Annotated in this window: 18 protein-coding genes and 1 riboswitch; of the genes, 7 read left to right on the top strand and 11 right to left on the bottom strand. The window is 65.0% G+C overall.

Annotated elements, in window-relative coordinates; all coding sequences use genetic code 11:
* Positions 1-38: 38 nt before the first annotated feature.
* Both HPA02_RS00220 and HPA02_RS00225 read right to left on the bottom strand, forming a co-directional pair.
* Positions 39-734 carry a TenA family protein gene (locus HPA02_RS00220; protein WP_146800670.1) on the bottom strand — a complete coding sequence of 232 codons (696 nt, stop codon included), beginning with the start codon at positions 732-734 and terminating at the stop codon, positions 39-41.
* A complete protein-coding gene (locus tag HPA02_RS00225) occupies positions 731-2,137 on the bottom strand; it encodes a sodium:solute symporter family transporter (RefSeq protein ID WP_146800672.1) in 1,407 nt (468 codons plus the stop codon). The genes HPA02_RS00220 and HPA02_RS00225 overlap by 4 nt, the downstream gene beginning before the upstream one ends.
* Positions 2,127-2,227, bottom strand: a riboswitch (TPP riboswitch). Its footprint overlaps the gene before it by 11 nt.
* 187 nt (positions 2,228-2,414) lie before the next feature.
* On the opposite strand from HPA02_RS00225, the gene HPA02_RS00230 reads away from it, so the two are divergent.
* Positions 2,415-3,092 carry a hypothetical protein gene (locus tag HPA02_RS00230; RefSeq protein ID WP_146800674.1) on the top strand — a complete coding sequence of 226 codons (678 nt, stop codon included), beginning with the start codon at positions 2,415-2,417 and terminating at the stop codon, positions 3,090-3,092.
* A 7-nt stretch (positions 3,093-3,099) separates the two neighbouring features.
* Here the strand turns inward: HPA02_RS00230 and HPA02_RS00235 are convergent, their stop codons facing one another.
* On the bottom strand, positions 3,100-3,687 hold the full coding sequence (locus HPA02_RS00235) for a peroxidase-related enzyme (protein WP_146800676.1): 588 nt from the start codon (positions 3,685-3,687) through the stop codon (positions 3,100-3,102).
* 141 nt (positions 3,688-3,828) lie between these two features.
* A complete protein-coding gene (locus HPA02_RS00240; RefSeq protein WP_146800678.1) occupies positions 3,829-5,328 on the bottom strand; it encodes a CoA-acylating methylmalonate-semialdehyde dehydrogenase in 1,500 nt (499 codons plus the stop codon).
* Positions 5,329-5,531: 203 nt separating this feature from the next.
* Between HPA02_RS00240 and HPA02_RS00245 the strand changes: the two genes are divergently transcribed.
* Positions 5,532-6,476, top strand: a complete 945-nt coding sequence (locus tag HPA02_RS00245; RefSeq protein WP_146800680.1) for a LysR family transcriptional regulator — start codon at positions 5,532-5,534, stop codon at positions 6,474-6,476.
* A 21-nt stretch (positions 6,477-6,497) separates the two neighbouring features.
* Here the strand turns inward: HPA02_RS00245 and HPA02_RS00250 are convergent, their stop codons facing one another.
* Complete coding sequence (locus tag HPA02_RS00250; RefSeq protein WP_307725122.1) at positions 6,498-8,513, bottom strand: sensor domain-containing diguanylate cyclase; 2,016 nt, start codon at positions 8,511-8,513, stop codon at positions 6,498-6,500.
* Positions 8,514-8,876: 363 nt separating this feature from the next.
* On the opposite strand from HPA02_RS00250, the gene katG reads away from it, so the two are divergent.
* Both katG and HPA02_RS00260 read left to right on the top strand, forming a co-directional pair.
* A complete protein-coding gene (katG, locus tag HPA02_RS00255) occupies positions 8,877-11,060 on the top strand; it encodes a catalase/peroxidase HPI (protein WP_146800682.1) in 2,184 nt (727 codons plus the stop codon).
* 154 nt (positions 11,061-11,214) lie between these two features.
* Positions 11,215-12,321 carry a histone deacetylase family protein gene (locus tag HPA02_RS00260; RefSeq protein WP_244945826.1) on the top strand — a complete coding sequence of 369 codons (1,107 nt, stop codon included), beginning with the start codon at positions 11,215-11,217 and terminating at the stop codon, positions 12,319-12,321.
* 47 nt (positions 12,322-12,368) lie between these two features.
* Here HPA02_RS00260 and HPA02_RS00265 read toward each other — a convergent pair whose 3' ends face one another.
* The 3 genes from HPA02_RS00265 to kynU are packed head-to-tail and all read right to left on the bottom strand — an operon-like array spanning position 12,369 to position 15,816.
* Positions 12,369-13,757 carry a sodium-dependent transporter gene (locus tag HPA02_RS00265; protein ID WP_146800684.1) on the bottom strand — a complete coding sequence of 463 codons (1,389 nt, stop codon included), beginning with the start codon at positions 13,755-13,757 and terminating at the stop codon, positions 12,369-12,371.
* 18 nt (positions 13,758-13,775) lie between these two features.
* On the bottom strand, positions 13,776-14,582 hold the full coding sequence (locus HPA02_RS00270; protein ID WP_146800686.1) for an alpha/beta hydrolase: 807 nt from the start codon (positions 14,580-14,582) through the stop codon (positions 13,776-13,778).
* A gap of 1 nt (position 14,583) precedes the next feature.
* The gene (kynU, locus tag HPA02_RS00275) at positions 14,584-15,816 is read right to left on the bottom strand and encodes a kynureninase (protein ID WP_146800688.1); all 1,233 of its coding nucleotides are present in this window, start codon (positions 15,814-15,816) and stop codon (positions 14,584-14,586) included.
* Between the two features lie 132 nt (positions 15,817-15,948).
* Here kynU and HPA02_RS00280 point away from each other — a divergent pair, with 132 nt between their 5' ends.
* The 3 genes from HPA02_RS00280 to HPA02_RS00290 all read left to right on the top strand — a co-directional run bounded on the left by HPA02_RS00280 (position 15,949) and on the right by HPA02_RS00290 (position 19,612).
* Positions 15,949-16,416 (top strand): Lrp/AsnC family transcriptional regulator, encoded by a 468-nt coding sequence (locus HPA02_RS00280; protein WP_146800690.1) that lies wholly within the window; start codon positions 15,949-15,951, stop codon positions 16,414-16,416.
* Between the two features lie 332 nt (positions 16,417-16,748).
* The gene (locus tag HPA02_RS00285; RefSeq protein WP_146800692.1) at positions 16,749-18,509 is read left to right on the top strand and encodes an LVIVD repeat-containing protein; all 1,761 of its coding nucleotides are present in this window, start codon (positions 16,749-16,751) and stop codon (positions 18,507-18,509) included.
* A gap of 77 nt (positions 18,510-18,586) precedes the next feature.
* Positions 18,587-19,612: a porin gene (locus HPA02_RS00290; protein WP_146800694.1), complete on the top strand. Its 1,026-nt coding sequence runs from the start codon at positions 18,587-18,589 to the stop codon at positions 19,610-19,612.
* A 110-nt stretch (positions 19,613-19,722) separates the two neighbouring features.
* On the opposite strand, the gene kynA is transcribed toward HPA02_RS00290, so the two are convergent.
* From kynA to HPA02_RS00305, 3 genes are all read right to left on the bottom strand, one after another.
* Positions 19,723-20,571: a tryptophan 2,3-dioxygenase gene (kynA, locus tag HPA02_RS00295; RefSeq protein WP_146800696.1), complete on the bottom strand. Its 849-nt coding sequence runs from the start codon at positions 20,569-20,571 to the stop codon at positions 19,723-19,725.
* A 93-nt stretch (positions 20,572-20,664) separates the two neighbouring features.
* Positions 20,665-21,924: a TRAP transporter large permease gene (locus HPA02_RS00300; RefSeq protein WP_146800698.1), complete on the bottom strand. Its 1,260-nt coding sequence runs from the start codon at positions 21,922-21,924 to the stop codon at positions 20,665-20,667.
* Positions 21,921-22,469: a TRAP transporter small permease gene (locus tag HPA02_RS00305; protein ID WP_146800700.1), complete on the bottom strand. Its 549-nt coding sequence runs from the start codon at positions 22,467-22,469 to the stop codon at positions 21,921-21,923. Before HPA02_RS00305 ends, HPA02_RS00300 begins: the two co-directional genes overlap by 4 nt.
* Between the last annotated feature and the right edge of the window lie 30 nt (positions 22,470-22,499).

Here is a 22,499-nt window from a genome sequence, read left to right on the forward strand (position 1 = left end):
TCAGAGGGTGGCCCTTCACCGCCCGGCTGGCAACCGCCTCAGCGCGGCATCACCGCATCGTGGAAGGCGCGCTCTTTCGCCACGGTGTCGCGGAAGCGCTCGGCCATACGGGTGAAGGCGACGTCATCGAGCCCTTCCGCCTCCTCGTCCAGGCGGCGGCGCAGCCAGGCGACGAAGTCCTGGAAGGCGGGGTTGTCGTGCAGGTCGATCCACTCCCCCATCAGCGGATGCAGGCCTTCGGCCCGCGTCACCCGCAGCGCCCACTCGAGATAGACCCACTCGGTGACCACCAGCACCGCCAGGAGCTCGGCATAGTCGCCGCGATCGCCGGTATCGCGCAGCAGCGCCCGGAAGGCCAGGGTCTCGGGCAGGTAATCCGGCGCCTCGCGCCGGGCGGCCGGTACCTCGAAGGCCTCGAAGGTGCGCTGGAAAGTGCGGTTCTCGTCGCTGGTCAGCATACCCATGAACTGGCCCAGCACCACCCGGTCGTCCATGCTCGGCGCCCGGCCGATGGCATGACCGATCAGCGCGGTGAAGGGGTCGACGAAGCCGTAGTCCTGGAGCATATAGGCGGCGAAGTCGGCGCCGGGGAGGCGCCCCTCGGCCAGGGCGTCGAACAGCGGATGCGTCACCGTCGCCGACCAGTCGGGCTCGCTGATCTCGCGCAGCCAGTCGGTCAGGCGCGGCGTTTCGCGGCCGGCGGCCCAGGCATTCCAGTCGGCGCGTGTGGTCATCGGGCCTCTCCTTCGCTCGTCAGGTGAAATCGCGCCCCCGGACGCCGCCAGGCGACCAGCAGGCTGACCAGGGTGGAGGCGCTAAGCGCACCCAGGAAGGGCGGAAGCGTCGGGATGCTATCCGGGAAGGTGGCCGCCAGCACCCCGGCGCCAAGGCTGCCCAGGGAGATCCAGCCCGGCAGCACCGCGCCGAGCAGGCCCGCCACGCCGCCGGCCACCGCCGCCAGCGGCGACATGCGCCGCCACAGCCCCAGCAGCACCGGCAGCAGGATGGCCGCACACAGCAGGTCGGCGATCAGGAACAGGCGCAGCACCGAGAAGCCCTGCAGGGCGACCCAGGCCACCGGCACCATCAGCGCCACCGTGACCCACCGCGCGCCGCGTACCGAGAGCCCCCGCCGGCCGCTGCTGGCTACCGCCATGGAGGCGATGGCGTTCTGCAGGGTATCCACGCTAGAGGCCACCAGGGTCACCGCCAGCACCAGGGCCGGCAACCCCAGCCAGGTCGGCGCCTTACTCAGCAGGGCGAAGAAGGGAATCGGCGGCTCGCCGAGCGGCAGGGCATGCATCGCCGCCAGCATCCCCAGGCCACCGATGGCCATCACCACCAGCAGGCTGCTGATGCCGCCCAGCAGGGCCCCACGCCCCAGGGCGCGGTCGTCTTCGGCGGCCCATACGCGCTGCCAGTAGCCCTGGTGGAAGAGGTTGGCCGCGGTGACCGCGATCACCAGGGTCAGCGCCACCGAGAGGGCGCTGCCGGTGGGAATCGAGGGTATCACCGCCTCGACCGGCATGGGGGGCAGCCCCCACCAGGCCACGCCGCCGACCAGCACCAGCAGGGCCAGCAGCAGCCAGGCCTGCCAGCGGTCGGTGGCGAGGCTGGCCCGCAGCCCGCCCAGGGTGGTATAGACCAGAGTGGCCAGCGCCACGCCGAGGATCACCAGCGCCGGCGGCACCTCGGACAGCAGCGCGGCGATGGCGCCGATGGCGGTCAGCTCGGCGGCCAGGAAGATCGCCATGTAGGCCACCGAGACGAAAGCGACCCAGCGCCGTACCCCGACGCCATAGCAGGTCTCGGCGAACTCGCCGATGCTGCGCCCCTCCGGCAGGTGGCGGCGAATCGCCGGACCATAGAACCCCAGCACGATAAACGGCAGGGAGGAGCCGATGGCATAGCCGACCAGGGCCACCGGCCCCGCGAAGGCGCCGATCTCCGGCGGCGCGAAGAGGATCCAGGCGCCCATGCTCGAGGCCAGGAAGGACAGGCCGATGGCCTGGGCGCCCTGGGAGTTGCGGGCGGTCACGTAATCATCGAGGGGACCATCGGCCCGGCGGGCCCTGAGGCCCAGCAAGGCAAAACACAGCAGCGCCGCGCCGAGCACGGCAGACGTCAGGTAGGGCATGTCGCACTTCCTCCGCCGGCATGAACCGGATCAGGTTCCAGGGTCGGCACTCGGCCCTCTCAGTCCCGCGGGACACCCCTGGCGACAGTGAATGATTGGATTGTCTCGCGATGGCTCGCGGCGGCCTATGGTGTCGTCCCCGGCCACGGCTGTAAAGCCATATCCCCCATCAGGCCTGCTACTAAAGCATCAAGACACGGGCATAAAGTCATAACAGAATCTGCCGATAAGGCACCTATCGCCCCTATGCCGGCCCGATTATTTTTCGAGATCCCCGATGCCTTATCACGAAGCCAAAGAACACGCGCCGGGGCGGCTCCACGCCCTCTTTACCGACCCCTATAGCGCCTTCGACAACGACGTCGTCGAGCGCCGCCTGCATCTGCGCGTCGCCCTCCGTGCCCTGCTCGACCAACCCGGCCGGGAGGGCCGCCTGACCCTGCGGGTCCTGCATGGCTGGGCCAATGGCGAGGCCGACCCCCAGCATCTGGCCCACAGCGATCACCCCCTGACCCGGCGCGGCGACCTGCTTCCCGTGGTAGCCCATTATCAGGCCGCCATCGACGAGCAGCGGCCACTCCCCGGGGAGGCCGGTACCTTGCTGGCCGAGCCACTGATGGCGGCCATCGCCACCGCCGAGGCCCGGGGCCAGGAGATCGATGCCGAGACCCGCGCCAACCCGGCCCACTGGCCGAGCTTCGAGCGGGGCCTCAGTCTCTATACCTTCTTCAAGGTCTATCATCGCCTCACCTACGGCGAGGACGAGCGCTATCGGGTGGCACGCTGCGAGACTCCGGAGGGCCCCCGGGAGATCCACGAGTTCCATCTGGAAGAGTGCGAGTTCGCCGTGGTGACCGGCCTCGAAGGCGACGACGAGAGTCGGGTCGTCCTGCTGGTGCATGCCGGCGCCCTGGCGCCCCTGGCCGCCTTCGTGGAGATCATGCTGGGGGAGTGAGATCGCCTCACCCCTCCCGCGGTACCCGCCCCATCAGGTAGAACTCGGGATTGGGTGGGGTGCCGGCCAGGGTCACCAGGCGGTTGGAAAGGCCGAAAAAGGCGGCGATGGCGCCGATATCCCAGCAATCGTCCCGGGTGAAACCCGCCGCCTCGAGCCGCGCCGCCCAGTCGTCGTCGAGTTCCCCCACCCCCAGGCCGCTGTGCAGGGCGAAATCCAGCATCACCCGCTGGCGCTCGCCGATCTCCGCGACGCGGTGATTGATGGCCACCTGATCGGCCAGCAGCGGCGCCTTGCCGTAGATCCGCAGTAGGGCGCCATGGGCCACCACGCAGTAGAGGCAGCGATTGCGGCCACTCAGCGCCACCACGATCATCTCCTTCTCCGCCTGGGTCAGGGTGTCGGATTCCCGCTCCATCAGCGCATCGTGGTAGGCGAAGAAGGCGCGAAACTCCGCCGGTCGGTGGGCCAGCATCAGGAACACATTGGGGACGAAGCCGGCCTTCTCCTGCACCGCCAGGATGGCATCGCGGATATCCGTGGGCAGCTCATCCAGCGACTCGGGTATGGGAAAACGGCTGAGGGATGCGGTCATGGCGTGAGGCTCCTTGGGTTGTGATGATTCGCCAACTTACAGTTAACGTAAACGTAATGTTGTTGTCTAGCCTCCCATGGCCGCGACGCCAAGGGCCCCGTCTCGAGGAGGCGGGGCCCTTGGCGTGCCGATCACCGGAGGTCAGCTCAGCGAGATGGTGCTATTGATGCCGCTGGAGACGTTCTCCGGCTCGTACCAGCGGGCGGTGACCGTCTTGGTCTGGGTCCAGAAGGCGATGGCCTGCTTGCCATTGGGGCCCAGATCGCCGAGCTTGGAGGCCCGGGAGCCGGTGAAGCTGAAGTAGGCCACCGGCACCGGGATCGGTACATTGATGCCCACCTGACCGACGTCGATCTCGGTCTCGAAGCGCCGCGCCACCCAGCCGGAGTTGGTGAAGATCGAGGTGCCGTTGCCGTTGGGATTGGCATTGATGAAGTCGATGGCCTCATCCAGGGTGTCGACGCTCACCACGCAGAGCACCGGGCCGAAGATCTCCTCCCGATAGATGGTCATCTCGGCGCTCACCCCGGCGAAGACGGTGGGGCCCACGAAGTTGCCCTTGGCATAGCCCTCCACCCGACAGCCGCGGCCATCCAGCAGCAACTTGGCGCCCTCCTGCTCGCCGGCATCGATCAGGCTCACCACCCGGTCCCGGGCGGCGGGCGAGACCAGCGGCCCCAGGTCGGCGTCGCGCTGGGTGCCGGGGCCCACCTTCATCTTGCGGGCACCCTCGACGATGTCCTCCAGCCAGGCCTGGGCCTCGCCCACCAGCACCACCACCGAGTTGGCCATGCAGCGCTGGCCGGCGGCGCCGAAGGCGGAGCCCAGCAGGTTGTTGATGGCCTGGCTGCGGTTGGCGTCGGGCATGATCACGCAGTGATTCTTGGCGCCCATCATCGACTGTACCCGCTTGCCCGCCTCGCCGGCGCGACGATAAATATGGGTGCCCACCTGGGTGGAGCCGATAAAGGAGAGCGCCTTGATGTCCGGATGATCGCAGATCTGGTTGGCTACCTCGGGGCCGCCATGCACCACGTTGAGCACCCCGGCGGGGAGCCCCGCCTCGTGGGCCAACTCCACCAGGCGCATGGTCGAGCTGGGATCCTGCTCGGAGGGCTTGAGCACGAAGGTGTTACCGGTGGCGATGGCCAGCGGAAACATGAAGCAGGGCAGCATGATCGGGAAGTTGAAGGCGGTGATGCCGGCACCGACCCCCAGTGGCTGGTTGAGGGTGTAGACGTCCACCTCGCTGGCGGCATTCTCGGCCAACTCACCCAATTGCAGGGAGGGAATCGAGCAGGCGTGCTCCACCACCTCGAGGCCGCGGCCCACCTCGCCCTCGGCGTCCGGCAGGGTCTTGCCGTGCTCCTCGGTGATCAGGGCGGCGAGCTCGGCGGTATGTTCGCGGATCAGCGCCTGGAACCGGAGCATGATGCGCTGACGCTTGGCCAGGGGCACCTTGCGCCACGTCTTGAAGGCGGCCTTGGCGCTGGTCACCGCCCGATCCACCTCCTCGGCGGTGCAGAAGGGCACCCGGGCCACCACCTCCTGGGTCGCGGGATTGAGCACGTCGCGCCACTCCTGGCTCTGGGAGGGCACGGCCTGGCCGTCGATATAGAGGGGAATCTCGCGGATGGACATGATGGCGACTCCTTGACGGGCGGCGTCACAGCCTTGGACCCGAGGGTTGGGGTTATTATCCGAAGCGCTACTGGTGTGCATATCGGCAAGGCCGATATGGCGTTCAGGCATGATTCCAGTGTAGGCAGGGGGAGAATTGACAGACAACGACCAAGACCGCACATTGCTTGTGCACTGGTGCACAACAACGCTGCGAGGGGCGCATGCTGGACTGGCAGGACATACAACTCTTCCTGGAGGTGGCGCGCTGCCAACGCCTCACCGAGGCGGCGCGGCGCCTGGGCCTGGATCACTCCACCCTGTCGCGGCGCACCCGGCGCTTCGAGGAGAAGCTCAACACCCAGCTCTTCGAGCGCAGTACCCATGGCTACCGCCTCACCGAGGCGGGGCAACGGCTGCTGGCCCATGCCGAGGAGATGAGCCGCCATGCCCTGGAGGCGGTGGAAGGGCTCAGCGATCAGAATCGCCGCCTCAGCGGCCAGATACGCCTGGGCGTCACCGAGGGGTTCGGCACCTGGGTGGTCGCGCCCCTGCTGGCCGCCTTCGGCGACCGCCACCCGGGGCTGACCCTCGACCTCCTCGCCCTACCGCGGGTGGTCAACCTGAGCCGTCACGAGGCGGACCTGGCGATCACGATCGAGCGCCCGGCGAGTCCCGGCCTGGTGGTCTCGCGGCTCTGCGACTACCGCCTGCGCCTCTATGCCAGCCGCGACTACCTGGCCCGCCGCGGCCGCCCCGAGCGCCTCGGCGAACTGGGCCGCCATCGGCTGATCGGCTATGTGGACGACCTGATCTTCAGCGACCAGCTCAGCTACCTGGAGCCCTTGCTCGACCCGGCCAGGGTCGGCCAGCCACCGCAGATGGCGATCCGCAGCACCAGCGTCACCACCCAGTACACGGCCTGCCTGCACGGCGCCGGGCTCGCCGTGCTGCCCTGCTTCATGGCGGAACCGGCGCCGACCCTGGCCCCGGTACTCGGCGAGGAGGTGATGGTGGATCGTCAATTCTGGATCACCGCCCGCCAGGAGCAGCGCCAGCTGGCCCGGGTACGGCTGCTCTGGGACTACCTGCGCGAGGCCCTGGTACTCAACCGCGGCTTCCTGATGGGCGAATCGGCCGGCCTGATCATCCCCGAGGCGCTCCCGTAAGCCGCATCAAAGACGAAGCCATCACTCGAACAGGGCATCGATCGCCTCCTCGCCGATGCCTGGGCTCGCCTCCCCGGCGTCGATCACCACGGCATTGCGCCCCTGCCCCTTGGCGGCGTAGCTGGCGGCGTCGGCACGCGCCAGGCTCGCCTCGACCGAGGCGTCGCCATCCCGGAAAGCAGTGAGGCCGATGCTGGCCGTGACGAAATACTCCTTGTCGGTCGTCGTCACGCTGACCTGCGCGATCACCTCGCGGACCGATTCGGCGATGGTGTGTGCCTGCTTGAGGGTACAGCTGGGCAGCAGCAGGCCGAACTCATCGCCGCCCTGGCGGGCCAGGTGATCGCTGCGCCGCACCTCCCAGGCCACCACCTGAGCCACCCGCCGCAACAGTTCGTCGCCCAGGGCATGCCCGCCCTCGTCGTTGATCGGCTTGAAGTGGTCCAGGTCGAAGAGGATCACCGCGGAGGGCGTGCCGGTCTTGGTGAAATCGGCGAAGGCCTCTTCCAGGCGCCGCTCGAAACCGCGCCGGTTGAGCAGCCCGGTGAGGGGATCATGCTCGGCCTCCCAGCGCTGCAGGGCCTCCTGTTGGCGGCGCTCGGTAATGTCCTTGACGGTCCCCACCAGCCCCAGCGCCTGGTCGCCCTCCCGCACCAGGCTGGCATGCACCTCGCCCCACAGCTCCTCGCCCTGGCCATCCAGCAGGCGTAGCTGACGCAGGAAGTCGCTGCCCTGGCGCAAGGCGTGGCGCCATAGGTCACGGGTATCCTCCAGGTCCTCCGGATGGATGCGCTGCCACAGCGCATTGGCCGCGGCGGGCGAGTCGAGCCCGACCAGGCGTCTCAAGGCGGGGTTGAGGTAGACGAGCTCGCCATCGAGGTCGGCGATAAAGACGCCGGTGGGCGTCGAGCCGAGGACGGCATTCAGGAAGGCCTCGCGGTCGTGCAGGCGACCGAGCGCCTCACAGCGCTCCTGCTCCAGGAGGTTGAAGGCATCGGAGACCTGGGTCAGCTCGCGCAGGTCGGTGGAGAGCGCCAGTTGCTGGCGGTCGCCGACGGTGATCTCGGCGATCTGCCCCTCCAGGCGGTGTAGCGGAGTCAGCTGGCGCCCGACCCACCAGCGGGTGACGACCAGCATCAGCACGACGGCCACCAGCCAGGTCCACCATAGCTGCTCCAGGAAGGCCTCCAGCGGGGCCAGCACGGCGCGACGCGGCATCACCATGGCGACCACCCAGTCGGCCACGCGGACCTGTCGATAGGCCACCAGCACGCTCTCGTCGCCGAGCCCATGGCGGGTCTCCCCCTCCCAGCCATCCAGCGCTAGCCGATAATCCCGCGGGGTTTGCCGCTGCAGTCGCTCGACATACGCCTCCAAGGGGCCCGGAACGAAGACCCGACTGCCATCGGCGGTAACGATCGCCACATGCCCCTGATGCTGGAAGGCGAGCGAGGCCAGGCTGCGAAAGAATCGCCCATGGGCCAGATTCAGCAGCCCACCCACCATGCCATTGAACTCGCCATCGGCGGTGAAGCGAGGCACCAGGAGCATGACCAGTGGCTGTTCGCTGGCGCGGCCGAGGAAGGGGCGGCTGACATGGGGCCAGGGGGAGTGACGCATCAACTGGAAGTACTCGCGAGAGGCCGTCTCGAGGCCGACACGCCCCGGGACCTCCGGCAGGTCGGCGATCACCCGGCCGCCGGCATCGGTCACCACGACGCCCTCGAAGTGGGCCAGCAGGCTGGGCGTCTCGGCCAGCAACAGCGCCCCCTCCTCCTCGCCGAGCCGTTCGGCGAAATAGGTCAAGGCATTGAAGCGCTGCTCCAGCCGCTCCTGCAGGCCGCGGCTGAGCATTTCCGCCTGATACCCCAACTGAGTCAGATGGGTACTGCCCACCATCGTTTGACCGATGCCCCAGGCCACCCCCAGCAACAGGCCGATGATCACCAGCCAGGTCACCACCAGGCCGACCAGCAGTCTCCCCTGCAGGGTCCGTAGGCGCCACTGGGAGACGCCGGTTGAGAAACGCTTTAACAAGTGACCTCCGCCCCCGTCATACAGCCATTATCCGACATGCCCCGTTGGACAGGGCTCAGCCATGTTGCGATACAAGAAATTACACTTTATCTAAAGAATTAGTAATGTCTGATTATCAACTCTGGGCCAACCGTTATCGAGTCTGGTAACACCTCCCCAACCAATAAAGATTGACTATCGACAAGGTCGATAATGTCACTTTGTGCTAATGGACTAGACGGGACTAGGGTAAATACAGGAAATGAAGAGACGGCTCATCACACCGTTTCCGACAGCGGGTCGAGACCGCTGACTGTCACGCCGGAGTGTCATCGTCTATAACCAGATGACACGGCCAATAACGAAGCTAGCTTGGAGAGCGACATGGGTGATCAGCAGAACGCGGGCAAGTGCCCGGTCATGCACGGTGGCCAGACCACCAGCGGCCATTCCAACACGGACTGGTGGCCGGAATCCCTGAACCTGGACATCCTCCACCAGCATGATCGCAAGACCGACCCCATGGGCGAGGACTTCGACTATCGACAGGAGGTCCGAAAGCTCGACTTCGACGCCCTGAAGCAGGACATGCACGCCCTGATGACCGATAGCCAGGCCTGGTGGCCGGCGGACTGGGGGCACTACGGCGGCTTGATGATTCGCCTGGCCTGGCACGCGGCGGGTTCCTACCGGATCGCCGACGGCCGTGGCGGCGGCGGCACCGGCAATCAGCGCTTCGCTCCCCTCAACAGCTGGCCCGACAACGCCAGCCTGGACAAGGCGCGGCGCCTGCTGTGGCCGATCAAGAAGAAGTACGGCAACCAGATCAGTTGGGCCGACCTGATCATCCTCGCCGGCAACGTGGCCTACGAGTCCATGGGCCTGAAGACCTTCGGCTTCTCCTTCGGCCGCGAGGATATCTGGCATCCCGAGAAGGACGTCTACTGGGGCGCCGAGAAGGAGTGGCTGGCCCCCTCCGACGAACGCTACGCCAGCGTCGACAAGCCGGACACCATGGAGAACCCGCTGGCCGCGGTGCAGATGGGCCTGATCTATGTCAATCCGGAGGGCGTCAACGGCCAGTCCGATCCCCTGAAGACCGCCGCCCAGGTGCGCGAGACCTTCGCCCGCATGGCGATGGACGACGAGGAGACCGCGGCGCTGACCGTCGGGGGCCATACCGTGGGCAAGTGCCACGGCAACGGCGATGCCGATGCCATCGGCCCGGAGCCCGAGGCCGCCCCCGTCGAAGAGCAGGGGCTGGGCTGGAAGAACCCCAACCAGGGCGGGGTGGGCCGCTACGCCCTGACCTCGGGCATCGAGGGCGCCTGGACCACTCATCCCACCAAGTTCGACATGGGCTACTTCGATATGCTGCTCGACCACGAGTGGGAACTGAAGAAGAGCCCGGCCGGCGCCAACCAGTGGGAGCCGGTCGATATCAAGGAGGAGGACAAGCCGGTCGATGTGGAGGATCCCTCGATCCGCTACAACCCGATCATGACCGACGCCGACATGGGCATGAAGATGGACCCGACCTATCGGGCCATCCTCGAGGCGTTCCGCAAGGACCCGGCGCGCTTCCAGGACGCCTTCGCCCGGGCCTGGTTCAAGCTGACCCACCGCGACATGGGCCCCAAGGCCCGGTATATCGGCCCGGAGGTGCCCGATGAGGACCTGATCTGGCAGGATCCGGTGCCCGCTGGCAGCACCGACTACTCCGTGGAAGCGGTCAAGCAGAAGATCGCCGCGAGCGGCCTCTCCGTCGCCGAGCTGGTCAGCACCGCCTGGGACAGCGCCCGCACCTTCCGCGGCTCCGACATGCGCGGCGGCGCCAATGGCGCACGCATCCGCCTGGCCCCGCAGAAGGACTGGGAGGGCAACGAGCCGACCCGCCTGGCCAAGGTGCTGAAGGTCTACGAGGGCCTCAGTGCCGAGACCGGCGCAAGCATCGCGGACCTGATCGTGCTGGGCGGCGGCGTGGGCATCGAGCGCGCCGCCAGGGACGCGGGCTACGCGATCCTGGTGCCCTTCTTGCCCGGCCGCGGCGACGCCAGCGACGAGATGACCGACGCCGACTCCTTCGCGCCCCTGGAGCCGCTGGCCGATGGCTTCCGCAACTGGCAGAAGCAGGACTACGTGGTCAAGCCGGAGGAGATGCTGCTCGACCGCGCCCAACTGATGGGCCTGACGGCGCCGGAGATGACCGTGCTGATCGGCGGCATGCGCATGCTGGGCACCAACCACGGCGGCACCAAGCATGGCGTCTTCACCGACCGGGAGGGCCTGTTGACCAACGACTTCTTCGTCAACCTGACCGACATGGCTTACCGCTGGGTGCCGACGGGCGATAACCTCTATGAGATTCGCGACCGCCAGAGCGACCAGGTGAAGTGGACCGCCACCCGCATCGACCTGGTGTTCGGCTCCCACTCCATCCTGCGCGCCTACGCCGAGGTCTATGCCCAGGACGACAACCAGGAGAAGTTCATCGAAGACTTCGTGGCGGCCTGGACCAAGGTGATGAATGCCGACCGCTTCGATGTGGATAAGCTCGGCGAGTGCTGAGGACACGACTCACCCGCCACCACGCAGACGCCCGGGCCCTGGCCCGGGCATCTTGCCATTGGCACACCCGCCCCGGCGACCCGGCGCCGTCTATGCTGTAGCCAGGCACTAGCCTGCATCATCCAATTCGCCGCCCACCCGGGGAGCCTGCATCGTGGCCGACGACAACCGTGTGATCGTCTTCTATGACGAGCGAATGCTGGCCCATGAACCGGATATCGAGGTGCCGTTCCTGCCGGGGCGCATGGACAAGCGTATCCGCTCGCTGCTGTCGGGACTCGGCGTGCCCTGGAAGTATCCGGAACACCCGGCCAGGCTCACCGCCATCCGGCACCTGCTGGAACTCGAGCCGGTGCCCGGCGTGAGCTTCGAGGCCGGCAGGGCGGCCAACCGGGAAGAGCTGGGACGTGTGCATACCAGCTCCTATCTGGAGCGTATCTTCGCGCTGCGCGGCCAGAGTGCCTGGCTGGACGTGGACACCACCGCCGTCTCCCCCGGTAGCGTCGACGCCGCCGAGGTGGCCGCGGGCACGGCGATCGCCGCCACCGAGGCCGTCGTCGCGGGGCGCGCCGCGAGCAGCTTCGCCCTGGTCAGGCCGCCCGGCCACCACGCCGAACCGGTGCGCGCCCGCGGCTTCTGCCTGTTCAACAATGTGGCGGTGGCCGCCGCACATGCTCGCCTGGTACTGGGCTGCCAACGGGTGATGATCGTCGACTGGGATGCCCATCACGGCAACGGCACCCAGGATATCTTCTGGACCGACCCGGACGTGCTGTTCTTCGACCTGCACCGCGCCGCCCCCTTCTATCCCGGCTCCGGGAGCCTCGAGGAGATCGGCACGGGCCTAGGGGATGGCACCAACGTCAATGTGCCCCTCCCCGTCGGCGCCGGTGACGCCGCCTACCTCAAGGCCTTTCGCGAGATCCTGGTCCCCGCGGCGGACTGGTTCCGACCCGACCTAATCCTGGTCTCGAGCGGTTTCGATCCGCACTGCCATGACCTGGCCCTGGAGGTCTCCTATGACGGCTTCGCCGCCATGACCGGCATCCTCAAGGCCCTGGCTCACCGGCACTGCCAGGGTCGCCTGGTCTTCGTGCTGGAAGGCGGCTACAACCTGATCTCGCTGTCACGTGGCGTCAGGGCGGTACTGCAGGTGCTGGCCGGCGACGAGCCGCCGGAGCCCGGCCAACGTGGCCTCGACGAGGTCGCGGCCGCGGTGGCCTTCCACCGTGAGGCGTTCATCGAGCCTCCCTCGGAGTGACCGCCCCGGCCCCCGCGTCGATCACGCTGGCTGCACCAGGCGCCCGCCTAGCCGCGCAGCATCACCACCAGGATCAGCAGCGGACAGACCAGGCGGATATACCAGGGCCACAGTTTCCAGAACAGGGTACGCTCGATCTCCGGGGCCCCCTGACGCAACTCCTGGAGCTTGGCGTTGCGCGACAGCAACCAGCCCACATAGAGGCATACCAGGGCCCCGATCACCGGCATGCTGTTGATGGTCACATCGATGACCAGACCGAAGAGCCGATCGAAATTGAACAGAATCAGCGTCGAGCCGGCGAAGGCCACGGCACCGATCAGCACCGCCGATGAGCGACGCGACAGGCTACCGGTTTCCTCCAGGGTCGAGACCGGCACCTCCAGGGCGGGAAACATGGAGGTCAGTGCGGCAATCGCCAATAGGCCGAAGAAGAGCACTTCCATCACGGCGCCCATGACACCCAACCGGGCAAACATCGCCGGCATCACATCGAACAGCAAGGTGGCGGAGCTGGTCAGCTCCCCTTGCTCATTCATCACCTCGACCCCCACGCCCTGGGCCACATAGAGCGCCGGAATGATCAAGAGGCCGGCGATAAAGGCCACGCCCATATCGATGCACATCACCTGGGCGCCGACTCTGGGCAGGTTCGCCTGGCGACTCAGGTAAGAGCCATAGACCACCATGGCACCGATACCGATGGACAGGGAGAAGAAGGCCTGCCCCATGGCATCGAGCATCAGTTGGGCATTGACCCGCGAGAAGTCAGGCAGCAGATACACGCCCAGCCCCTCCATCGCCCCGTCGAAGGTGAGGGTAATCACGATCAACACCAGCATGGTGGCGATCAGTAGAGGCATCAGCCGCTTGGTCCAGCGCTCGATGCCACGATTGACCCCCAGCAGTACCACCGAGATCGTCACGCCCATGGTCGCCAATGCCAGCCACCAGTCGCGTCCCATGCCGCCCTCGGTTAACCAGGCCTCGACCGAGCTCAATCCCAGCGCCTGCGCCATGGGCTCCAGGGCATGGCTAATCAGCCATCCCGTGACGATGGCATAGAAGGTCAAGCCGAGAGTGGCGGCGCAGATGGCGCCAAAGCCAATCAGCTGGCCGGCGCGGCGCGGCGCGCCCTTGCCCCCCAGCAATCCCATGGCATTGATCACGCCGCTCTGGGCATAGCGCCCCAGGGTCAGCTCCGCCATCAGTGCCGGATAGGCGAGGATAAAGGCCATCACCACATAGACCAGCAGGAAGGCGCCGCCGCCATTGTTGGCGGCCATGGAGGGAAAGCTCCACACATTGCCGAGCCCCACCGCGGCGCCGGCGGCGGCCATCAGGAAGCCGAAGCGGCTGGAAAATTGCGCGCGCCCGGCGGGCGCCTCGGTGGCAGATGTGGTGCCTGCGGCATTGTTGGTTTGCGATATTGTCATTGGAATTATCCATCGGGTTTAAGAATCGGCTCGGCAGGATTGCGCCTCGAGCCGCTCGAGAATGTCGAAGTGGTCGCAACCAGGTAGCGGGCAGAGTTCCGCCGCCACCCCGGCCGCCCGGGCGCGCTCATATAGCGCCTCACCCTGGGCGCGGAAGGCGGGCGGGTCGAGTTCACCGTGCGCCAGGGTCACTGGCGGCAGGCCCCGCAGCTCCTGGCATAGGGGGCTAAGGCGTTCGGCCCGCCCGTCGTCCAGCCCCAGGGGGGCATCGATATAGGTGCCCACCAAGGGACGCAGGTCATAGATGCCGCTGATCAGCCAGAGGCCCGCGATATCCGTCAGGCGCCCCTGCCCCAGGCAGCTCATCAGCGCCAGTTGAGCCCCGGCGCTATGGCCGCCCAGATGGAAGCGGCCATCCAGGCCCAGGGCGCCCGCCTCACGGCGCAGGGTCGCGATGGCCTGGCGACAGGCCGCCACCATGGCCTCGATACCGGCCTCCGGCGCCAGGGGATAATCCAGGGAAGCGAACGCCCACCCCCGCGCCAGCCAGGGCGCGGCCAGGAAGTCGGTGGCCGCGGCATCCAGCTCCTGCCAGTAGCCACCATGCAGGAAGGCCATCAGCGGCCAGGGCCCCTGCCCCTCGGGAACGAAGAGGTTGATCCCCTCCAGCGGCCCGGTTCCGTAGCGTATGCGCTGCGGGGCATGCCGTTCGCGAAGCCGAACACCGAGCTCGGCCTGACGCGATAGGCTGGCTTCGAAATCCCGCGCCCAGCGGCTCGGCGAATAGGCCCGCTCCCGAGTGATCAGCTCCGCTCGCCGGTCCATCTCAGGTGACCTCCGAACGTACCTGGAAGCGCGCCTCGAGGTATTCACGGCTTTCCACCACCTCACGGAAGTGCCGGGCCGCCTGCCAGACGTCTTCGTAGCTGAGGTAGAGGGGCGTGAAGCCGAAGCGCATCAGCCCGGGCTCCCGGTAGTCGCCGATCACGCCTCGGGCGATCAGTGCCTGGACGATGGCATAGCCATGCTCGCGATGGATAAAGGCCACCTGGCTGCCACGCTCGGCCTGAGCCGGGGTGATGTCCTCGATGCCCTCGGCCTCGAGCAGGTCGGCCAGGCAATCGCGGAACAGCTCCCCCAAGGCCAGGCTCTTCTCCCGCAGGGCGGCCATATCGACCTCTTGCCAGAGCCGCAAGGAGGCCTCCAGGGGCGCGTAGATCAGTGCCGAGTGCGTGCCCGAGCGGAAGCGGGTCACCCCGGGGGCCGGGGCATAGTCGCCGTCGAAGGCGAAAGGCGCGGCATGACCATGCCAGCCGGAGAGTGGCTGCCAGCCCCCCTCCTGGTGATCCTTGTGCACATAGATAAAGGCCGGCGCCCCGGGGCCGCCGTTGAGGTACTTGTAGGTGCAGCCCACCGCATAGCGGGCCCCGCTGCCATTCAGGTCCACCGGCAGGGCCCCGGCGGAGTGGGCCAGATCCCAGACGACCTCGGCGCCTCGCTCATGCACCTGGGCGGTGATGGCGGCCATATCGCGCTGACGCCCGGTGCGGTAGTTGACCTGGCTCAACACCACGGCGGCGACCCGCTCGTCCAGGTAGTCGGCGAGCTCGGCGCCCTCGGGCAGCACCCGATGTTCGAAACCGGCGAGACGGCACAGGCCCTGGGCGATATAACCATCGGTGGGAAAGTTGCCGCCCTCGCTGAGGATCACCGGCCGAGAGCGCCCCTGGGACTCGGTGATATAGCCCAGCAGCTTGAAGATATTGATCGAAATATTGTCGTTGACGATGACCTCGCCGGCTGCGGCCCCGATCAACGGCGCCAGGAGATCGCCCAGGCGCTCCGGGGCGTCGAACCAGCCCTGGTTCCAGCCCTTGATCAGTTCATCGCGCCACTGATCACGGGTAGCGGCCAGGGCCTCCCGGGCGTCTACTGGCTGGGCCCCCAGGGAGTTGCCGTCCAGATAGATCACGCCTTCGGGCAGCGCGAAACGGGCCTTGAAGTCCGCCAAGGGGTCACGGCGATCCAGTTCACGCACACTATCGAGGGTCGGGCTCATGCTGTCCTCCAAGGAGTTGGTTGGAATACCTGACCCCGATTCTAGGAGGGATAGCACGGGAAAGGCTTGCGTTATTCGCCACAAAACCGGCAGTCTGCGCAATAATTTTGCATTATCGAGAGGAATGACACATTGGAAAACCTGGATCGCTTCGACTGCCGGATTCTTCACGCCCTGCAGCGGGATGCCCGCCTGACCCTGGCCGCCCTGGCGGAGGCGGTGAACCTCTCCCCCAGCCAGTGCTCGCGGCGTATCGCCCGCCTCGAGGAGAGCGGGGTCATCCGGGGACATGGCCTGCGCCTCGACCCCGAGGCCCTGGGACTCAAGGTCACCGCCTTTATCTTTCTCTCGGTGGACAAGGGGCGCATGGCCTGCCCCCGGGAAGCGGTAGCGGAACTCCTGACCCGGGATGAGGTGATCGACTGTCACGCCATTACCGGCAATCACGACTTTATTCTCAAGGTCATGGTGGAAGACCTCGCCGACCTGTCCAACTTCCTTTCCACCGCCGTGACCAGCCTGCCGGGGATCCGCGATATTGCCACCCAGGTGGCCATGAACACCCTCAAGGTGGGGGGCCCACTCAAGGTGATGGCTTGATGCCCCCCTGAGGCCATCGCTGCGATCACGCCCCTTGGCTCAGTGCCAGTAATTCCGGCTCGACCGCCCTGGGTAACGGTGGTCCCCCGCCAGTCCTGGCTCACCTTACGAAGCCTGCGAGCCGGACCACCGACAGGCCCAGCTATCATTTTTTCGAATACCTGACACGCATTGTTTTATTAGAAATTCATATCTAGCCGAGCCTAGCATCAACTCGGACCAGAGAGTCATTCAGCCAGAGAAGTCACCTTAAGAAAAAAAGGAAGACTGACAATAAAAATACTCTCTGTAAGAAGCAGACCTTGAAAACTCACAAAGAGAAGAGACAAGGCATGAAAAAAAATAGCGTGTCGTCAAAGCCGATCACGGCCATTAGAATCAAGCGATCCACACTGGCTTTGGCAGTATCCCTTTTATCCACCTCGATGATCCAGGCCGCCGATCATGGCCCGATAAACATTCTCGACCCCTATGTCGAGCGACAGGCCTCGCTGGCGCCAGGGAGAGAAACCCCAGCGCCGGATCCGGCCAGCTACGGTATGGATCTACAAAGCGGAAGTTTCATACACCCGTCCGCCACACCATTCTCCCATGACAATCATCCCTTCGAGGGTCAACTGGAGGAATGGGATACGAACAGCTACATCCATAACATGGAAGTAGAGGCCTACTACCCGATCACGGTAGAGCCCTTTCATACCTGGCAGAACATTGTCGACTTCGATGGAAGACGCTATCTGTATCAATATGTCAGGAGAGATCTGAAAATATTCGACATCACAGACCCCAGGGATGTTCAGCTGATCCATACTAGGGGCTCTACATGGGGAGCGGATGGTCCAAGCGAGGAGGTCAACCCCTATCCGGAAGATGACATGTTCGGTGCCGCCTCCATTCAATGGAGCAGCAGCCTCGGCAAGTACATCATGGTCCAGGCCTTCGAAATCAGGCGCTTTGGGGTTCTCGAAGACAAGTACCGTCAACCGGAGGAAGTCGAGGAGATAAGAAACTCTAATCACCTCAAGGGATTCAAGGTGTACGAGATGAACGGCCCGCTTCCCGAGGACTGGGAATTGATCGCCACTCGTACGACAGACATCAACAACCCCGATGCTCCCAATGATCAACAGGAAGGGTCCGGGGTACGTGATATTCCCACCTATTTTGGTGGTGATGTGATGTATGTCGCTGCCGCGCCGAGCGATAGCCATGCGCTCACCGAATACCCAAACGACCTTTACAATGCCGGCTACCAGTCCTGGGATATGTCGGATCCCAGGAACCCAAGGCTTCTTGACGTGCTCACGGTCCCCGGTCAGATCGTCGGTGATCCGGAGCACGAAGCGGCATTCCTGGCCAATCCCAGGGCCGGCAACCGCAGTTCCTGGATGGGGGCACGGATGTCGCTATTCGTTCCTACTCCCGTCGAGGATGGCGGACAATATGGCTATGCCGCCATGGGAGGAATGGGGCTATACGTCGTGGACATTACCGACTCCGAGGACATGAGAGTCGTAGGACATCTTGATTTCCCGGTTAGCCTGGCAGGCACCGAAGGCGATAACATCGACGTTTCTCAGGTCGAGGAAACAGGACTGATCTATTATAGCGGCTATCCACTGGCAGAAGATTGCTATGAAGCCTACAAGGATATCTATGCGGTCGATGTCAGTGACCCCACTGCCCCATATATTCGACATGTTCTGCCGCGCCCGACTCCGCCAGAGGAAGCAGAATTCACCGATTTCTGTCAGCGAAACGGAAGCTTTGGGCCCAAGCGTACCGGCTATTACACTCAACCGGGCTCATCACGCGAGGGCATTCTTCCCTATGCCTTCTACAATGCCGGCGTGCAAGTATTCGACGTAAGTAATCCTGACGAACCGACCATTGGCGCTTACTTCGTCCCCCCCTTCGCTCCCGACAGCGTCGTGAGCTACGCCATGGGCAACCTGTCTCATGGGGTCTACGTAGAGTACGACAGAAACCTGATCTGGCTCTTCACCAACCACGGCTTCTATGCCCTTTCCACTCCGCTGCTGGGGGAGCCAAGCTTTTCTCCTCCCGAATCCCCCTGGCCTAGCCGAGACTAAAAAACAACCATAAACAACAACATTCGGGTCACGGAATAACACTCTCTATTTCCGTGACCCTTATACTGGAGCCAACCATGCGAAAGTTACTATTCGCACTCCCTTTTATTAGCGGATACGCTTGTGCCGACATTCAGGTTTCCGGGATACTCGACATTGCCTATGAAGTGGCGGAATCGGGTGGAGAAACCACGGAGCGCGTCACCGGTGCCGGGCTGAGTGCCAACCGGGTTCAGTTTCGTCTCCAGGAGAGACTAACCGAAGACCTCTCCTTCCTTGGGGTATACGAGGCCATGTATCGCCCGCACTCGGATGATGATATCGGCCAGCGTGAAGCCTTTGCACAACTCATCTCTCAGAAATACGGAACCATTAGCATCGGGCGACAGGATACCCCTTCGGCGAGCGCCTATGGCTACGCGGACCCGTTATTTGGCAACGAGTACAGCCTTGTCAATAACATTGGGGTATTCTATGCGCCATGGCGTGAAGACCGCTCCTTGATGTATATCAGCCCACGAATCGAAGGCTTTCAGTTTCGAGGCATGGCGACCCAAGGAGAGCGGGATGGAAGCCGCGATGGCCGCGTTTATAGCTTATCTCTCGATTACTGGAGCGACAGCCCCTGGTACTTCTCCATAGCGTTCGACAGAAAATACCAGAGAAACCTGTGGGACAGCGACACGATGGAGCAGTCTACCGACATCTACCTGACCTCCGTGTACGCCATGGGCAACACCGAATTCACGGCCATCCTTCACCGTTATTCCGGGTATTATGCCTATGCTCCCTGGGTTGACTTCGACTCCAGCGGGAACGATCTACAGCTTGGTATCAGGCACGACTTTGGCAATAGGCACAACCTGGCCGTCAGCCTGATACACAAGGACGATGATAACAACAGGGAGCTTAGCGACGCTACCGGGATAAACCTTGGGTACATATACAACTATAGTGAGAGCATTGACCTCTATGGCGTATATGGCTACGTTCACCACAGCACGGACTCCGAGGTCAGGTATCCCCTGAGCTGGAACCTGGACTCCCCGCTTCCCGATGAAAACCCCCAGGGCGTTCAGCTTGGCTTTCGCCTGAAGTTCTAGTGACGGCCCCCCCACCGCAAGAATGGCTTTTCGGCATGAGTTCACCCTCATAAAGAAAAGCCATTTCAAGCAGCATTCTCAGGGCCTTCCCCCCGTTGTGTCCCGAGTGATCACATCCTGGTACGCACCGACCACAGCTCGGGGAAGAAGGTCAGCTCCAGGGCCTTGGAGAGATAACCGACGCCGCTGGTGCCACCGGTGCCGGGCTTGTGGCCGATGATTCGCTCCACCGTCTTCATATGGCTGAAGCGCCATTGCTGGAAGTGGTATTCGGTGTCCACCAGCTTCTCGGCCAGCTCGTAGAGGCCCCAGTGGCGCTCGGTGTCGCCATAGACCTCGGCCCAGGCCGACTCCACCTCGGGAGACGCCGCATAGGGTTTGCTCCAGTCGCGATCCAGCACCTCGGCCGGCACGGCTAGGCCGCGCCGGGCCAGTAACTGCAAGCAGGTGTCGTAGAGGCTGGGCGCCTCGAGCACCTCGGTGAGGCGCCGGTAATGTTCGGGGTGGCCGCGATGCACCTCCACCAGGCCGGGATGCTTGTTGCCCAGCAGGAACTCCAGCTCGCGATACTGGTAGGACTGGAAGCCGGAGCTCTGCCCCAGGCTATCGCGAAAACGCGCATAGTCCGCCGGGGTTAGGGTGACCAGCACCTCCCAGGCCTGGATCATTTGCTCCTGGATGCGAGCCACCCGGGTCAGCATCTTGAAGGCGGGCCTCAGTTTGTCGGCGGCGATATGCGCCGCCGCGGCATGGGCCTCGTGGAGACACTGCTTGAGCCACAGCTCGGAGACCTGGTGAATGACGATAAACAGCATTTCGTCATGTTCACCGGTCAGGGGAGTCTGGCAGGCCAGCAACGGCTCCAGGCCCAGATACTGGCCATAGCTCATCTCCTGGTCCCAGTGCACGCCCTCATCATCCAGGCGCACCGAGGTGCGGCCCCGCTGCGACTTGCTCATCGTCTCCTCCTCGTGTCGTGGTGCATTGCTCCATGGTGCGCTCATCCCGGGCAGCGGGCCAGGGGGCGCCATCAACGCCGGTGAAACCCCGTCCTAGAGCAGCGCTAAGGTCAGCCAGGGCTGCCAGGCCAGCAGCACCAAGGCCAGCAGGCTCATCAGCAGGAAGGGCCACAGCGCCCGGAAGATACGCATCGGCGGCACCCCGGTCATCGAGGAACCGATAAACAGCCCCGCGCCCACCGGCGGCGTCAGCAGGCCCAGCACCAGGGTCAGGCAGACCACAACCCCGAACTGGTAGGCGGTGATATCGAACTGGCCCTGGGCGATGGGCAGCAGGATCGGCACCACCAGGATCAGCGCGGCGATGCCGTCGACGATCATCCCCACCAGCAGCAGGATCCCCACCACCAGCATCAGGAAGGCAAAGGGACTGTCGGTGACCTCGGCGATCCAGGCCGCGGCCATCTGCGGCAGCTGTTCGTAGACGATCACCCAGCCGAACACCCCCGCGGCGGCGATCAGCATAATCACCAGGCCGGCATTGAAGGCGGTGCGCCGGAGGATCTCCGGCAGGCGGGAGAAGGTCAGGTCGCGATAGACGAAGCGACCGATCAGCAGGGCCGCCAGCGAAGCCAGGGCCGCCGATTCGGTGGGCGTGGCCAGGCCGGCGAGGATGCCGCCGATGATGATCACCGGAATGCTCATGGCCGGCAGCCCCATCAGCAGGTAGCGCTTGGCCTGGGCGCGGGTCGGCCATTGCCCCTGGGGGTACTGCTGCACCAGGCCCACGGCGGCGATGGCCAGGAAGAACAGCCCGCCCATCATCAGCCCCGGGATGATCCCGGAGATAAACATGTCGGAGATCGGCACCTGGGCCATGACACCGTAGAGCACGAACAGCATCGACGGCGGGATGATCGGCGACAGCAGGCCCCCGGCGGCGGTAATGGCCGCGGCGAAGGGCTTGTCGTAACCGTCCTTCTCCATGGCCGGGACCATGGCCCGGGACATGATGGCGATCTGCGAGGCCGCCGAGCCGACGATGGCCGCCATCATCATGTTGGCGACCAGGTTGATATACACCAGGCCACCACGGAAGCCACCCACCAAGATGCGCGCCAGGTCGATCAGCCGCCGGGTCAGGCCACCCTCGTTCATCAGCTCGCCGGCGAGCATAAACAGCGGGATGGCCAGCAGGCCGTAGTTCTCGATGGCGCCGTAGAGCTGCTGCGGATAAGAGGCGAACAGCAGGGTATTGCCGGAATCGGCGATATACCAGGCGGCGGTGAGCGCCAGCACCAGGGCGATCGGCAGCGCCCCCAACAACAGCACGGCAAAGACGACGAGAGTCATGCGGGCCTCCTTTCCGCCCCGGCCAGGCCCTTGATGCCGTCGATCAGGTTGACCACGGCGTGAAGGCTCAGCGAGACGGCGAAGATGGGCAAGCACAGCCAGACCCAGAACTTGGGAATGCCCAGCGTGCGCGAGGTTTCGGAGTAGATGAAGTTGAAGGTCGCGCCCTGGAAGGCCTGGAGGTCGAAGCCGCTGGCCCACAGGGTGGTCGGGTCGTACCAGCGCCAGCACAGCACGGCCAGGAAGAGCGCGAAGAACAGCACCAGGATATCGACGAACAGGTTCAATCCCTGACGCGCCCCGCTCGGCAGCAGGTCGGCCAGCAGGGTCACGGCGACCCCCTCGCGGCGCTTGAGCACCGCCGAGGTGGTGAAGAAGGTCATCCAGATCATGGCGTGGATGGCCAGTTCGTCGGTCCAGTAGAGGGCCTGGCCCAGCGAACGGGTGATGATATTGAGCAGGATCAGCAGGGTGATAATCGCCGCCAGCCCTGCGGCGATCCCCCCCTCACACCGGGCGATACCGGACGAGAGTCGTTTGAGCATGACGGCCTCCAGGAACCCCGGCGTCGCGCC

The organism is Bisbaumannia pacifica, assembly GCF_007989625.1.
GTDB classification, from domain to species: domain Bacteria; phylum Pseudomonadota; class Gammaproteobacteria; order Pseudomonadales; family Halomonadaceae; genus Bisbaumannia; species Bisbaumannia pacifica.

Coding starts and splice junctions, on each gene's coding strand:
- HPA02_RS00220 (WP_146800670.1), bottom strand. CDS start 734: ATGACCACACGCGCCGACTGGAATGCCTGGGCCGCCGGCCGCGAAACG.
- HPA02_RS00225 (WP_146800672.1), bottom strand. CDS start 2,137: ATGCCCTACCTGACGTCTGCCGTGCTCGGCGCGGCGCTGCTGTGTTTT.
- HPA02_RS00230 (WP_146800674.1), top strand. CDS start 2,415: ATGCCTTATCACGAAGCCAAAGAACACGCGCCGGGGCGGCTCCACGCC.
- HPA02_RS00235 (WP_146800676.1), bottom strand. CDS start 3,687: ATGACCGCATCCCTCAGCCGTTTTCCCATACCCGAGTCGCTGGATGAG.
- HPA02_RS00240 (WP_146800678.1), bottom strand. CDS start 5,328: ATGTCCATCCGCGAGATTCCCCTCTATATCGACGGCCAGGCCGTGCCC.
- HPA02_RS00245 (WP_146800680.1), top strand. CDS start 5,532: ATGCTGGACTGGCAGGACATACAACTCTTCCTGGAGGTGGCGCGCTGC.
- katG (WP_146800682.1), top strand. CDS start 8,877: ATGGGTGATCAGCAGAACGCGGGCAAGTGCCCGGTCATGCACGGTGGC.
- HPA02_RS00265 (WP_146800684.1), bottom strand. CDS start 13,757: ATGACAATATCGCAAACCAACAATGCCGCAGGCACCACATCTGCCACC.
- HPA02_RS00270 (WP_146800686.1), bottom strand. CDS start 14,582: ATGGACCGGCGAGCGGAGCTGATCACTCGGGAGCGGGCCTATTCGCCG.
- kynU (WP_146800688.1), bottom strand. CDS start 15,816: ATGAGCCCGACCCTCGATAGTGTGCGTGAACTGGATCGCCGTGACCCC.
- HPA02_RS00285 (WP_146800692.1), top strand. CDS start 16,749: ATGAAAAAAAATAGCGTGTCGTCAAAGCCGATCACGGCCATTAGAATC.
- HPA02_RS00290 (WP_146800694.1), top strand. CDS start 18,587: ATGCGAAAGTTACTATTCGCACTCCCTTTTATTAGCGGATACGCTTGT.
- kynA (WP_146800696.1), bottom strand. CDS start 20,571: ATGAGCAAGTCGCAGCGGGGCCGCACCTCGGTGCGCCTGGATGATGAG.
- HPA02_RS00300 (WP_146800698.1), bottom strand. CDS start 21,924: ATGACTCTCGTCGTCTTTGCCGTGCTGTTGTTGGGGGCGCTGCCGATC.
- HPA02_RS00305 (WP_146800700.1), bottom strand. CDS start 22,469: ATGCTCAAACGACTCTCGTCCGGTATCGCCCGGTGTGAGGGGGGGATC.